10 protein-coding genes are annotated in these 15,577 nt (G+C 29.9%); 9 read left to right on the top strand and 1 reads right to left on the bottom strand.

Annotated elements, in window-relative coordinates:
- The first annotated feature begins 87 nt into the window (after positions 1–87).
- The 6 genes from ETU08_RS02695 to ETU08_RS02670 all read left to right on the top strand — a co-directional run bounded on the left by ETU08_RS02695 (position 88) and on the right by ETU08_RS02670 (position 7,588).
- Positions 88–1,272: a PSP1 domain-containing protein gene (locus ETU08_RS02695; RefSeq protein WP_146261473.1), complete on the top strand. Its 1,185-nt coding sequence runs from the start codon at positions 88–90 to the stop codon at positions 1,270–1,272.
- A gap of 10 nt (positions 1,273–1,282) precedes the next feature.
- On the top strand, positions 1,283–1,735 hold the full coding sequence (locus ETU08_RS02690) for a gliding motility lipoprotein GldH (protein WP_146261472.1): 453 nt from the start codon (positions 1,283–1,285) through the stop codon (positions 1,733–1,735).
- A gap of 27 nt (positions 1,736–1,762) precedes the next feature.
- On the top strand, positions 1,763–4,156 hold the full coding sequence (locus ETU08_RS02685) for a penicillin-binding protein 1A (protein WP_146261471.1): 2,394 nt from the start codon (positions 1,763–1,765) through the stop codon (positions 4,154–4,156).
- Between the two features lie 118 nt (positions 4,157–4,274).
- On the top strand, positions 4,275–4,946 hold the full coding sequence (locus ETU08_RS02680; protein WP_146261470.1) for a LysE family translocator: 672 nt from the start codon (positions 4,275–4,277) through the stop codon (positions 4,944–4,946).
- A gap of 22 nt (positions 4,947–4,968) precedes the next feature.
- Entirely contained in the window at positions 4,969–6,816 is a 1,848-nt protein-coding gene (locus ETU08_RS02675; protein ID WP_146261469.1) for a M1 family metallopeptidase, read from the top strand.
- Positions 6,817–6,820: 4 nt separating this feature from the next.
- Complete coding sequence (locus ETU08_RS02670) at positions 6,821–7,588, top strand: type III pantothenate kinase (RefSeq protein WP_146261468.1); 768 nt, start codon at positions 6,821–6,823, stop codon at positions 7,586–7,588.
- 59 nt (positions 7,589–7,647) lie between these two features.
- Here the strand turns inward: ETU08_RS02670 and ETU08_RS02665 are convergent, their stop codons facing one another.
- Entirely contained in the window at positions 7,648–9,645 is a 1,998-nt protein-coding gene (locus ETU08_RS02665; RefSeq protein ID WP_146261467.1) for an acyltransferase family protein, read from the bottom strand.
- Positions 9,646–9,967: 322 nt separating this feature from the next.
- Between ETU08_RS02665 and ETU08_RS02660 the strand changes: the two genes are divergently transcribed.
- The 3 genes from ETU08_RS02660 (at position 9,968) to ETU08_RS02650 (ending at position 15,492) form a co-directional block, all read left to right on the top strand.
- Positions 9,968–10,603, top strand: coding sequence for a type III pantothenate kinase (locus ETU08_RS02660; RefSeq protein WP_146261466.1), 636 nt, complete (start codon positions 9,968–9,970; stop codon positions 10,601–10,603).
- Between the two features lie 231 nt (positions 10,604–10,834).
- Positions 10,835–13,069 carry a glycoside hydrolase family 32 protein gene (locus ETU08_RS02655; RefSeq protein ID WP_260390983.1) on the top strand — a complete coding sequence of 745 codons (2,235 nt, stop codon included), beginning with the start codon at positions 10,835–10,837 and terminating at the stop codon, positions 13,067–13,069.
- A gap of 146 nt (positions 13,070–13,215) precedes the next feature.
- A complete protein-coding gene (locus ETU08_RS02650; RefSeq protein ID WP_146261465.1) occupies positions 13,216–15,492 on the top strand; it encodes a TonB-dependent receptor in 2,277 nt (758 codons plus the stop codon).
- Positions 15,493–15,577: the final 85 nt, after the last annotated feature.

Here is a 15,577-nt window from a genome sequence, read left to right as displayed (position 1 = left end):
TATTAAATAGTATACGGAGTAAAAAAATAATTATAATCCATAAATAACAAAATAACTATCTTTGTAAATTAGAATAAATAATACAAAATGGGAACATGTGGTTCATGTAGTTCAAATGGGATTCCTAAAGGATGTAAAAATAATGGAGCTTGTGGAACCGGCAGTTGCAATACAAAACTATCTGTATTCGATTGGCTTTCAGGAATAAATCCACCCACATCAAAAATACATAATCAATATATAGAAGTTAGATTTAAAAATGATAGAAAAGATTTTTATATAGTAAATCCTGATCATCCATTGACTATAGGAGATATAGTTGCCGTTGAAGCAAGTGGTGGGCATGATATAGGGATAGTATCTTTAACAGGAGAATTGGTTAAAATCCAAATGAAAAAGAAGAAAGTCAAGCTAGAAGAATTAAATAAAGTATACAGAAAAGCTTCTCAAAAAGATATTGATATATGGACAAACTATAGAGATAAAGAAAATAATGTAATGTTGGAAGCTAGAAAAATAGCTAGAAGGTTAAATCTTGAAATGAAAATTTGTGATGTTGAATACCAGGGGGATGGCTCTAAAGTAACACTTTATTATACCGCTGAAGGTAGGATTGATTTTAGACAGCTTATAAAAGATTATGCAGTTGCTTTTCGTACTAAAATTGATATGAGGCAAATTGGTTATAGACAAGAAAGTGCTAAAGTAGGAGGTATAGGTTCATGCGGAAGAGAGCTATGTTGTTCTACTTGGCTTACAGATTTTCGATCTGTAAATACGGCTGCTGCAAGATATCAACAATTATCCATCAATCCGCAAAAACTAGCAGGGCAATGTGGAAAATTAAAATGTTGTTTAAATTTTGAATTAGATACCTATGTAGATGCATTAGTAGATTTTCCATCCAGCCAAACAATATTAGAAACAGAAAAAGGAAGAGCTTTTTGCATTAAAGTAGATGTATTTAGACATCAAATGTGGTTTACATATGCAAATAATTCTATTTCTTGGTACCCCATAGATGTAGATGAACTAAAAAAATTAATTGCATTAAATGCTAAAGGGATTCCAACAAAACCGTTAGACGAGCTTAAGGAAAAAAATAATTTAAAAGTTGATTTGATTGAGGAAAATAACCTTAATAGATTTGAGAAAAAGCATAGATCTACAAACAAAAAAAGAAACAAGAATACTAAGCCTCAACAGCCTAAGAATCCTAAAAAGATAGAAAGTAAACAAAATTCTAAAAGTAGAAGAATTAAAAAAGATTAAAGCTCATAGAATGAAAAAAATAGTTTCTTTTTTTATTTTAGTAACCTTTTTATCTCAGTGTAAAAATAATTACGAATTTTCGGAAGTAAAGAATATAAATAATACTTGGCTTAAAACAGATACACTAAAATTTAATGTAAAAATTAAAAATCCTCAAGAAAAAAAAAATATCAATTTTATTGTAAGAAATAATAATGAGTATCCCTTTATGAATATATATTTTTTTGTTCAAATAAAGAAAGGAGATACTATCATACAAAAAATGGATACGGTAAACTATAATTTATCCGATGTTACAGGCAAGTGGTTAGGAAAAGGAATGGGAGAGGTAAAGGAAATTTATTATAGATATAAAGAAAATTTTTCTTTTCCTAAAGAAGGAGATTATACAATATCAATAGTTCAGGGTATGAGGAAAGATACCTTGGTGGGGATAGAAGATTTTGGCGTTAGCATAGAATAAAGTACTACGGTGAATAATTAAATTATTATGAATTTAAATAAAAATATAAAAAATAAACATAAATTTCCCAGAAAAAAAAGCATAGTTAAAAGATTTTTACTATGGTTTTGGGCATTATTCTTTACTGGAATTTTAGCAATATTTTTGATATTCATACTTACCATATATGGTGTTTTTGGAGAAATGCCAGATGTTCGAGATTTGGAAAATCCAGAAATATTCGTGGCCTCTGAAATTATTTCTTCAGATGGAGTGGTATTACAAAAGTTCGAAAAAGAAAAGAGAATTCCTGTAGAGTTTAAAGAATTACCTCAACCGTTAATATATGCATTAATGGCTAAGGAAGATGAACGATTTCCTTATCATTCTGGGGTAGATAGTAAAGCGTTGCTTAGAGCTGTTGTTTTTCTTGGAAAAAGAGGGGGGGGAAGTACTATAACCCAGCAGTTAGCTAAATTATTATTTACACAAAGAGAAAAAGAAAATGGGAATTTTTCCTATAATGGTGTAGCAAAATCTAAGTTTCAAAGAGTTATTCAAAAATTACAAGAAATGGTAATTGCTGTACAATTGGAAAGATTGTATACCAAAGATGAAATAATTGCTCTTTATTTAAATAAATTCGATTTTTTGTATAATGCTAACGGAGTTGCAACAGCTTCAAAAGTTTATTTCAATAAGAATATAAAAGATTTAGATCTTTCACAGTCAGCAACATTAATTGCTATGTTAGAAAATCCAGTGGTGAACAATCCTAAAATTAATCCTGAAAATGCAAGAAAAAGGCGAGACGTAGTTTTAGGATTAATGAAAGAACAAGGATATATTACCGATGCAGAATATAATACCGTTGTAGATACGCCTATTGAACTGGATTATAAACCAATTAAAGATATTGGGGAAGGTTATTCAGCTTATTTTAAATATGCGTTAAAAAAAGAAGTAACTACAATTCTCAACGATTATGAAAAACAAACTGGGAAAAAATACAACTTGTATAAAGACGGTTTAAAAATATATGTAACACTTGATTCTAGAATGCAACGATATGCAGAAGATGCAATTGAAAAACACGTAAAATATTTACAAAATTCTTTTTTTAGAGAGCAAAAAGGTAGAAAATATGCGCCTTTTTATAATTATCCAGGAGATCCTAAGATTGAAGTACTTTATAATAAATTAATGACAGATGCTATGAAGAGAACTCCTAGGTATAAGTTTCTTAAGAATAGGGGGATGACGGATGAAGAAATTATTGTAGAATTTAAAAAGCCGATAGAACTACAAATATTTACTTGGAAAGGAGATAGAGATACACTTATGTCGCCTTGGGATTCAATTAGATATCACAAACACATTGTTCAAGCAGGTTTAATGGCTATAGATCCTACCAATGGGAATATAAAAGCTTGGGTAGGCGGTGTAAACTGGAAACATTTTCAATACGATCATGTAAAACAGGCAAGAAGACAAGTAGGTTCTACGTTTAAGCCATTTGTTTATGCAACAGCGATAAAAAATTTAGGATATACTCCATGTACTCAGGTCTCCAATGCAACCTATAAAAAAGGAAATTGGACCATTGCAGGTAATGGTGCAATTATGCCTCTAAAGACCGCATTAGCTTATTCAAAAAATGCCGTTACGGCAAGACTTATAGATGCGACAGGGCCAGATGCAGTGATTCAAATGGCTAAAGACTTAGGCGTTGAAAGTCCAATTCCAAGAAATAATACCATAGCGTTAGGTTCTGCGGATCTAAGTATATATGAAATGGTAGGTGCATACGGTACATTTGCAAATTTTGGAAATTATACCAAACCAGAAATGATTTGGAGAATAGAAGATAAAAATGGAAAAGTAATAAAAGAATATGAGCCCCAAGTTAGAGAAGTAATGAATGAGATATACGCTTATACCATGATAGAGTTAATGAAAGGGGTTGTAGATATAGGAACAGGTAAAAGATTAAGAGGTATGGGAATTAAAGCAGATGTAGCAGGGAAAACCGGTACAACCAATAAGAATGCTGATGGTTGGTTTATAGGCATTACGCCAAAATTAGCTTCAGGCGTATGGGTAGGTTGGGAAGACCGTTACGCTCATTTTGTTTCAACCGGTATGGGACAAGGAGCAAGCACAGCATTACCAATATGGGGATATTTTATGCAGAAAGTATATGCAGACCCTAAGCTCAAGATATCACAAAGTGATAAATTTTCAAAGCCAGAGTCTATGAAAAATGATTTCAGTTGTGATGATTTAGCTGCCTATGGAAGTTATGGAAGTGATTATACAAGCTCTGGAGGTACTACCACAGATATTATTGAAGAAAGTGTAGATATAGATGAAGTAACGCATACAGATGATAATATAAATAAGAGTTTAAAAGAAAAAGATGATATAGATTTTGATAAATAGAAAAAAGAGAAACATAGTTTTCTCTTTTCTCTCTTTACAATTTGAAAATCTGTAGCTTATACATAATATTTTATTAAATAGAAAATATGTAACTTGCAAAATGCATTAAAATATGTAAATGATTTTATCAGCGATAATACTAGGATTAGTACTTAGCCTTATTTTAATAGGTCCAGTTTTTTTTCTTTTAATAGAGACAAGTTTAACCCGAGGAGTTAAGCCAGCTTTAGCTTTGGAGGCAGGAGTCGTTATGGCAGACTTATTATGCATATATATAGCGCATAGAGGGAGTACCGGTTTGTCTAATTTTATTAAGGAGCACCCATCTATTTATATGTTAGCAGGATTTATAATTTTTGTCTATGGATTATATAATTATTTTTCTAAAGTAAAGGTTAATTTTAAATCAGAAGTAGATAAAATTGCAACATCAGGCTATTTAAAAACTTTTTTAAATGGATTTTTACTAAACTTAGTGAATATTGGTGTTATAGTTTTTTGGTTAACCACGGTTGTATTAATATCAACACAATATCCTAAATCCAAAGACTTCTATATTTACATAATATTTATGATGTCTACCATGATTTTAATTGATTTTCTTAAAATATTTTTAGCCAATAGATTTCAAAATAAATTAACAGGGACTATCGTTTTTAAACTAAAAAGAATTGTAGGAATAGCTCTAATTGTATGTGGAATAATAATCTTTACAAGAAGTTTTATTAAAACAGATGGTGAAAATTCTTTTGAAATAATTGAAAATCGTTTAAATCATACTTTCGAATAAAACTTATAAAACTAGCGAGATTATGAAAAAGTTACTAATACTATTAGTTGTAATAACGACAAGTATTTTAAAATCTCAAATCACTCCTTATTATCAACAGCAGGCAAACTACAATATTGAGGTTGATGTTGATACGAAAAATTTTAAATATAACGGTAAGCAACAAATAAACTATATAAACAATTCACCAGATACCCTAAGTATAGTTTATTTTCACTTGTATTGGAATGCATTTCAACCAAATTCAATGATGGATCAGCAATTGATTCAATTAGGAAAGAATGCCGATCAAAGAATGGTAACACCCGAGGGGGAGTCTCGTATATCTAAACTAAAACCTAGTGAAATTGGATATCAAAAGATTATTTCATTAAAACAAGAGAACGTACCACTAAATTATACCATTGAAGAAACCATTGTTAAAGTAAAACTAGATAAGCCAATTCTACCAAATACAACCACAGTTTTTACAATGGATTGGGAAGGTCAAATTCCCTTGATGATTCGAAGAGCTGGAAGAAATAATAACGAAGGTATAGATTTTACTATGACCCAATGGTATCCCAAATTGGCGGAATATGATTATGAAGGCTGGCATATTTCCGATTATATAGCACGAGAATTTCAAGGAGTTTTTGGGAATTATGAGGTCAAAATAAATATAGATAAGAATTATGTAGTAGGGGCAGGCGGAGTATTAGTAAATCCTAAAGAAGTAAAAGGGTATGATTTAGATATAAAGCCTAAAGCTAGGAATAATAAAGTGACTTGGCATTTTAAAGCTGAAAATATTCATGATTTTGCATGGGCAGCAGATCCAGATTATAGTGTCCAAACCTTACAAGTACCCCAAGGTCCTAAAGTTTATTTAGTATTTCAAAAATCTGAAAAAACTAAATATTGGGAGGATATAAAACCTTTCATTATTAAGTATTTCCAAATAATGAAAGAAAACTTTGGGGCTTATCCATATCCAACCTATACATTTATTCAAGGAGGTGATGGGGGGATGGAATATGGAATGTGTTCTATGGTTATGGGAAATGCTGGTTCATTGTACGATTTGGCTAAACTAATGTTTCATGAAGCCTCACATTCATGGTTTCAGCAAGTGCTTGCAACCAATGAAAGTATGCGTGCATGGATGGATGAAGGATTTACTTCTTATGCTGAAAATTTAGTCTTAGGAGAATTATTTCCAGAAACTATTGAAAACTATCCAAATTCTCATTTAGAAACTGTCAGTACTTATGTAAATTTTGCTAAATCAGGACAAGAGGAAGTGATGGGATTATTGGCAGACCATTACCATGCAAATAATGGTTATTCAGTAGCCTCTTATATCAAAGGTGAAATGTTTTTAGTAATGTTGGAATATATAGTTGGTAAAGATAATTTTACGAAAATTATGAAAGAATATTTCCAGACTTGGAAATTTAAACATCCTACGGATAAAGATTTTATGCATATTGCCCAAAAGGTTTCAGCGATGGACTTAAAATGGTATTGGAACTATATGACAAATACTACAAGAACCATTGACTATATGATCAAAAAAGTGGAAGAATTGCAGGGCGAGACAAAAATCACTTTACAAAATTCAGGTAGTTTTCCTATGCCTGTAGATGTATTTATAGTTTATACCAATGGTAATAAAGAGATATATAACATACCTTTAAATCTAATGCACAATTCAAAAAAACAAGAATTTGGAATACCACAAAAAACTTTACCTTACTGGAAATGGACACACAAAGAATATTCGTTTATCTTACCTATACCATTGGATAAAATTGATCTAATTATGTTGGATGCATCACAAAGATTAGGAGATATAGATTATCAAAATAATCTTTACCAAAATAAATAAGAAGATAATGCTATTAGTAGTTAATATAGGAAACAGTAATATACGCTTTGGTTTTTTTGAAGGAGAAGAATGTGTTAATTCATGGGTTATGAATACCAAACCCCATAAAACAGAAGATGAATTATTTTCTCAAATTAAATTAACCTATCAAAATTATGGAATAAACATTAAAGAGATAAAAGAAATTGTAGTGGGCTCAGTAGTTCCACATCTCACTTATCCAGTGCGAAGATCCTTGCATTTATTGCATGGCATTAAATCAATCCTAGTTTCGCGAGAAATACCTACAGAACTAACCGGAATAAGCTCCCGAATGGGCACAGATCTTTACGCGAATGCTTACTATGCGTACAAACATTATAAAGGAATAAAAATTATTGTAGATTTTGGAACCGCCTTAACACTGACCTGTGTAGATACACATGGAGAAATAAAAGGAGTTATTATAGCCCCAGGAGTAATAACCTCATTAAACTCATTAATAGGATCTACGGCTCAACTCTCAGACATCGAAATGAGAGTACCAAAAACAGTTTTAGGAAAAAACACTGAAGAATGTATGCAAAGTGGAGTTTTCTTTGGATTTCTATCAATGGTAGAAGGTTTAATCGATAAAATAAAAGAAGAATTACAAGAGAAAGTATATGTAATAGCAACAGGAGGAACCGGGCATATATTTTCAGAATTAACCCATAAAATTGATGTATACGATCGTTATCATACCATTAAAGGGTTGAGAGAATTGTATTTAAAGTATAAAAAAGAGAATTAGCAAACAAAAGTTATTTATTTTTATAAATTATTAATATTGATTGCAAATAAGTAAAATTTTTAGTTAGATTTATTTGCTATTCTCGCTATTCTTTCCCAGAAAGCTTTCTGTTTAGGTAATACTTCTTTAGCCCATTGTCTGGTTACGTATTCATTTAGGTGGTTATTGTCTTTTGAATAAGCTAAAAGTGAGTTGTAAATAGGCCATGATTTTTTAGAATTTTCATCTAAATCATTTAATGGGTTAAAATATAAAGCCTTATTTTTTATAATATTATATACGAAATTGTTTGATTTTTCCTCAATATGGGATAGCATATTGTGTGTGTCAAAGGTTTTATTAATTAAAAAATAGTAATAATATTTATCATATTCATTAGCATTTAACATTGGTACTTGAGCTAGAAAAATTACTTTTTTCCCTTTTTTATTTAGAAAGTCAATAAATTTAGGCAATGAATTACTTAAGATAAAACGAGTTTTTATGTTATAGTACAAATTTTCCTGGCGGTTTGTAAAAATTATAATACGAGCTTTATCAATAGCTTTATTCAGATATTTAATGAACTCGGTACATTCATTCTCAAATTCTTTTAGTGACAATATTGCTCTTTCATCAGGAAGAACAGCACAAACGTGACGATCATTAGTTATTATCTTTACTGAAAAATGGTAATATTTACCAGCTTCATCTAAATAGGGTCCATAATGTGCGGCATTTGAATCTCCAATTAGTAAAATTGATGGTTCTTTAGAAGTATCTCCAAATATACAATTGTCATTAATAACATTATGGCAAAAATTAGATTGAGGATCTAAAAATTGTTTTTGTAAATTATAAAGTTTAATTCTTTTTTCAAATCTAAAATCCAGAGATCTATTTTTTTTATGTATGTAGTATATACTAAGAATTAGTAATGATGGTAAAATATAATAAATAATTAAAGAAAATTTAAAGCTTTTATTATTCTTTCTACAAGGTTTTTCAATAAAATAAAAGCTTAATATGGATAGAATAATGCAAGTTATAGTAATATAAGCATAGTGTTTAAATGTAACTAAATGTTCAATAAATAGATATTTTTTAGCTAATACTATTATGGGCCAGTGCCATAGATATAAAGAGTAAGAAATTTTTCCAATATAAACTAATGGTATTAATGAAAATATACGAGTAATTATTGATTTAGGATGATAAAAATATAAAATGAGAGCAGTTCCTAACGTAGGGATTAAAGTCCAAATACTTGGAAATAAATATTTTTTAGAAATAAATAAAAATGAAAAAATTAATGCAATAGATCCAATAATTGTAAAAATATTTGTAAAAATAAAAGAATGTAAATAGTTTTTTTTAGGTGAATGTTCATCTATTTTAATTTGTAGAATACCTACAATAGATCCAATTAATAATTCTCCAGCTCTTCCCGTAAATAACGAATAATAATTATACTTGTTAAGGAAACTGTATTTTGGTGATATTTGTGCTAAAGCAAAAGAAATAATTGCAATAACAAATAGAATTAATAAAATAGTGTTAATATTTAACCTTAACAACTTATTTTCAGTTTGAAATCTGATTTTCAATAATAATAAAAGTATTAATGGTAGTAGTATATAAAATTGTTCTTCAACAGCTAAACTCCAAGTATGTAAGATAGGCATTTGTTCTGCAGAAGAATCCCAATAACCACCTGTATTTTTTGCAAAAAACATATTTTCCCAAAAATAGGTTGTTGATTTTAAGCTTCGAAGAAAAAGCATAAATTCATCTGGAAGAAGTAAATACCAAGCAACAAAAGAAGTGCATAACATTACAGAAAAAAAAACAGGTAAAATTCTATTTATTCTTCTTTGATAAAAATTTTTAAAACTAAATTGATTAGAAATAATTTCCCTATAAATAATTTTAGTAATTAAAAACCCAGAAATAACAAAGAAAACATCTACACCAATAAAACCTCCAGGTAACCAATGATTGTTAAGGTGATAAACAATAACAGAAATAACCGCTAAAGCTCTTAGTCCATCAATATCAGGTCTATATTTTAAATGCATGCCTCAAAAATACAAAACATTTAGTATAAAATATTAAATATTTATATAATATTATCCTATATTAAAATCATTATATCTCATTATAATTTTTTAATTTATATAAAATTATTTCATAATTACAAATACATTCATTGGGTTTAAAAACTTCTTTTTAAATTGCATTATATGAATAATATAAAAAGATGAAAGAGACTTTTATTATTAAACTTAATTAAAAAGTCTGCAATTATAAATATTAGTAATTTCTTTTAAACATACTGTTTTTCAATTGTAAAATATTTAGTGGATGTTATTTTGAAAATTGATGTTGCTCCTAAAATAAATAGCCTATCAAAATTATGGAATAAACATTAAAGAGATAAAAGAAATTGTAGTAGGCTCAGTAGTTCCACATCTCACCTATCCAGTGCGAAGATCCTTGCATTTATTGCATGGCATTAAATCAATCCTAGTTTCGCGAGAAATACCTACAGAACTAACCGGAATAAGCTCCCGAATGGGCACAGATCTTTACGCGAATGCTTACTATGCGTACAAACATTATAAAGGAATAAAAATTATTGTAGATTTTGGAACCGCCTTAACACTGACCTGTGTAGATACACATGGAGAAATAAAAGGAGTTATTATAGCCCCAGGAGTAATAACCTCATTAAACTCATTAATAGGATCTACGGCTCAACTCTCAGACATCGAAATGAGAGTACCAAAAACAGTTTTAGGAAAAAACACTGAAGAATGTATGCAAAGTGGAGTTTTCTTTGGATTTCTATCAATGGTAGAAGGTTTAATCGATAAAATAAAAGAAGAATTACAAGAGAAAGTCTATGTTATAGCAACAGGAGGAACCGGGCATATATTTTCAGAATTAACCCATAAAATTGATGTATACGATCGCTACCATACCATTAAAGGATTAAGAGAACTGTATTATAAATATAAGCAGGAGAATCTTTAATACATTCAAATTGATATTAAATTAGAAATACTTTAAACCTTTAAACCATTTAACTTAAATATTTCTCAAAAATTCATTAGTTATAACTAAGTATAATTCAAAAAACTTACTTCATCTTTATTTTTTACATGACTTTTATGCATATTTTTTTTTATTCTGTTTAATTATTTGATTAAATAGAATAAAAAAATTAAATTTGTTAATGTTTAAACGCTTAAAAAAATTTTAGTCATGAAAAAGAACTTAATTATACTTTTATGTTCTTTACCCTTATTGTCTATAACTACATTACACGGACAAAATAAAAAATCAGGGAAAGAAGCATTTATAGTTGTAGACGATTTTGAGTCGGGCAACTTCAAAAATTGGAAAGTAGAGGGAGAAGCTTTCGGAAATTCCCCTGTTACTAAAGAAAATTCTGGAATTCGAGATGTTAATGGGTACTTAGGAAATTATTTCGTAAGTAGTTTGTCAGAAGGAGATGATAGCAGAGGAACATTAACTTCTTCACCATTTAAAATTAAAAGTAATTACATTAATTTTTTAATAGGAGGTGGAACAAGTCCAGATCTTTATATTGAATTAGTTATTGATGGTAAAACTATTTACAAAAATAGTCCGTTTTCAGAAGGCAGTCAGCTAGAGTGGATGACTTGGGATGTAAGTAAATATTTAGGAAAACAAGCATATTTAAGAATCGTAGATAATGATAGGGGGAAATGGGGACATATTTTAATAGATCAAATCGAAATGGGCAACATACCTAAAAGTGATTATATGGTAGATAAAAGATTATCTATTAAATCAGACAAGAAATACATAATGTTACCGATCGAAGACAAAGCTCCTGAGGTAAAAGTATTTTTAGAGATAGATGGAATTAAACAGATTCCACATTCCAATATAAGACTAGCACAGAATAAGATTGATTATTGGGTGCCTTTAAATATTGAAGGATATAAAGGGAAAGATATAAATTTACTACTTCCAATTTTTAAAAGAAATGGAATTGGATATTCAAAAATTAATACCTCCAACACTTTTAACTTTAAGTATGACGAACCATTCCGTCCACTTTACCACTATTCTCCATTCTTTGGTTGGACCAATGATCCCAACGGAATGGTTTATAAAGACGGAGAATACCATTTGTTCTATCAATACAATCCTTACGGATCAGTTTGGGGGAATATGACTTGGGGACATGCAGTATCCAAAGATTTAATTAATTGGGAACATAAAACACCTGGAATATTACCAGATTCAGAAGGAACCATTTTTTCAGGTAGTGCAGTGATAGATAAATTTAATACAGCTGGCTTTGGAAAAGATGCTATGGTGGCTATCTATACCAATGACGGAGATAGACAGACCCAAAATTTAGCGTATAGCTTAGATAATGGAAAAACATTTATTAAATATAAAGGTAATCCGGTACTTACGGATCCCAACATTGTAGATTTTAGAGATCCTAAAGTATTTTGGGACAAGGATTCTAAACAATGGATCATGTCATTAGCTACTACGCAAACTATCACCTTCTATGGCTCCAAAAATTTAAAAAATTGGGAAAAATTAAGTGAATTTGGAGAAGGAATTGGAGCACATGGCGGGGTATGGGAATGTCCAGATTTATTTCCTTTAACTTATAATGGTAAAACAAAATGGGTCTTATTGGTTAGTATAAATCCTGGTGGACCTAACAGTGGTAGCGCTACTCAATATTTTATCGGAGATTTTGACGGTAAAAAATTTACACCTGATCCATTACCGTATCCATTGTGGATTGATAATGGGCGGGACAATTATGCAGGAGTTACATGGAATAACGAACCGAATGGAAAAACTATTTTTATTGGTTGGATGAGTAATTGGGACTATGCAAACCAAGTGCCTTCTGTGAATTTTAAGAATGCAATGACCTTACCTAGAGAGCTTAAATTGGTCAATAATGGTAAGCATTTAGTATTAGCCAATCCACCGATTGAAACGGTTAAAGAGCTAAGAAAAGAAACTAATACTTATGAAAATGTATCAGTGAACGATACTTATACAATTAAAAATCTTTTGTCAGGAAATGAAGGAGCCTATGAAATTGAAATGGATATTAAACCAGAAAAATCAAATGAGTTTAGTTTTATACTATCCAACAACAACAATCAACAAGTATCTTTTATATTTGACTTAACTAAAGAAGAACTAAGTTTAGATAGAACACAAAGTGGAGATACAGACTTCGCTATAAATTTTTCTTCAGTGATACATTCACCAATAGTTAAGAGAAATATGTATAAAATAAGGTTATTGGTAGATAAAGCCTCAATTGAATTATTTTTAAATGATGGAGAAACAGCTGTAACTTCTCTAATATTTCCTAAGGAGTCGTACAATAATTTAACATTTAAATCCTTGGATAAACAGCCTATTCAGTTTAATAATATAAACATTTATAAACTAGGCTTATAAATATAAAGCACTCTCCATTATAAATATTTATAATGGAGAGTATCTTATAAAATTATCAATCTCATAAAATCAATGGTGAGATAGGGTTTGACTTATAAATAATTGTAATCATATTAACTTAAAAAACAGTAAAATCATAAAACCACATGAGAATATATATACTAATTTTATCTTTTTTAATCACATTTATAAATCTTAAGGCACAAATTGTAAAAGTAGATTCACTTCAGTTTCCAGAAAAAAAAGAAGGTAACGATAGAAATGTAATGCTAAATGCAGCAAGTACATCAGAACCACGAGAAATTCAAATAGGATTGCCGGATGCAGGAACCTATGTAAGAGAGAATAGTTTGCCTGCGGTATATTATACCAACCCACAAGCATTAAGTACAAATTGGAGAAGTGACCTTAGTTTGGAGAAAGTAGGATTAGTAAATGTAGCAGAAAATGCAATAACCACCGGAAATATAGGCTACGGAATTAATTCAATTGATAAACTAGGAGGAGATCAGTTTCAAGGAGCCTTTAAATATTTTGGAAATCAATACAACATGCAACAGTTTGATGTTAACGTATCAGGTCCTTTATTAAAAAGCAAAGGGTTGTATTATTCAGCAAGTATATTTCAAAGTTACGATCCAGGAAGTTTTAATATAAAATTCACCGATTTCCAAGATCAAATAAATATGTATAAAATAGCTTTAACTAAAGTATTTAATAATAATAAAGGTAAGATTACCTTTCTTTATAAAAATGCGGAAGATTATAGACTAACCTTAGTTACTCAGAATGCTCCTTTTATCTATGTAGGAAATGGAAATGTTAAGCAGTATAAAAATTTTAAATTAGGTACAAGCTCATACGCACCGGTCGACGGTTCTATGACTTATATGAATATACGTAACGGGAGAATGGAAACCACTAATTTAAGAGATGCCTCGTTAAATCGTACCAATGAATATAATTTATTGACCGACATAAATTTATCAGACAATTACAAATTAAAGATAAATGCTAAATATATGAGATCCATGGCTTCCATGGTGTACCAAACTCCAATGGGATTAACTTACGAAAATCAAATCCCTTCTGATATGCAGTACTATTACGAAGATACAAATGTGCCATATGTGGGCGATGTTCAAAGCCGGATGTCAGCATTAAACAGAGGATTCATAGATACTTTTTTATTAACGTCTGAATTAAGTGCTAAAACCAAAAATCACAATTGGAGAATTGGTTTGAACGAATGGTATTATAATATTGACTATTCTTCCAATACAACCATGTATAACCAAGAAGTAGCTAAAAATCCAAGAAGGTTACGAACCCAGAACCTGGCTACTGGAGAATCATTTACCTATTATGACTACAACAGAAATGCTTCTGAATACTACAAAGGTTTTGAAAACCGATTAGCTTTATATGGTACAGATAATTGGGCAATAAGTGATAGATTTAATTTATACTATGGATTACGTTTAGAATATTATAAATTGAAAGGTAAAAACTTACCTTATGAACGTTATACAGGGTTTCATTTAGGGGATACTCATACCTATGGCCCAGATCAAACAGAAACTATTCAAGAACAATCGTTTGATTTTAATTGGCTAAATACGGTTGCTACAGTAACAGCCAATTATGTATTAATGCCACATTTTGGATTAACTGGAGAGTTTACTTATAATACGCAAAGACCTCATATTGATAACTTTGCGGGATTTAGTAATCCAAGTACCAAACAAATAAAGGTTCCAATGGCTAGAGTTGGTATTTATTTGAATAATGATTGGATTCAACTGACCTCCATGTTTACCTGGATACAAAAAACAAATAATTATACACGTTTAAACTTGATTAATCCAGCAAATGAAAGTGAGATTGTAGCAAAATCGTTAAATTTTGATATTGAGACACTGGCTTGGACTACAGATTTGGTAACTTATCCGTTCAAAAATTTTGATTTACACTTTTTATTTACTTACCAAAAACCTAAATATAAAAAATACGAGACATCGGCTTTCGGGAAATCGTATAATTTTACTGGTAACATAGTTACAGAAATACCTCAAGTATTAATTGAACTGGATCCTAAATATCAAATTACCCCTAAATTATCCCTTTGGGCAAGCTTCCGATATTTTAGTAAGACATATGCAAACCTAAGTAATGCACTTTACTTTAATGGCAGATGGGAAACCTTTGGAGGAATAAATTGGGACGTTAACAAGCATTTAATGTTAAATGCTACGGTTGTAAATTTCTTAAATCAAACCGGAGCTAAGGGTACAATTTCAGGGTCTGAATTGAAAACGAAAGAAGAAATTGAGGCAAACCCACAAGCATATAAAAATGTGTTAATGACAGGTAGTTATATTCGTCCATTAACCATCGAGTTTTCTGCAACAATTAAATTTTAAATTAAATACCAAGCAATAACAGAAAAATCTTATTGCTTGGTATTACTCAAATCCAAAATAGTAAGATATATATTTAAAAGCTAAT

The sequence above is a fragment of the Apibacter muscae genome (assembly GCF_007845635.1).
In the GTDB taxonomy this organism is placed as follows: domain Bacteria; phylum Bacteroidota; class Bacteroidia; order Flavobacteriales; family Weeksellaceae; genus Apibacter; species Apibacter muscae.
This window is presented reverse-complemented; position numbering and strand designations above follow the sequence as displayed.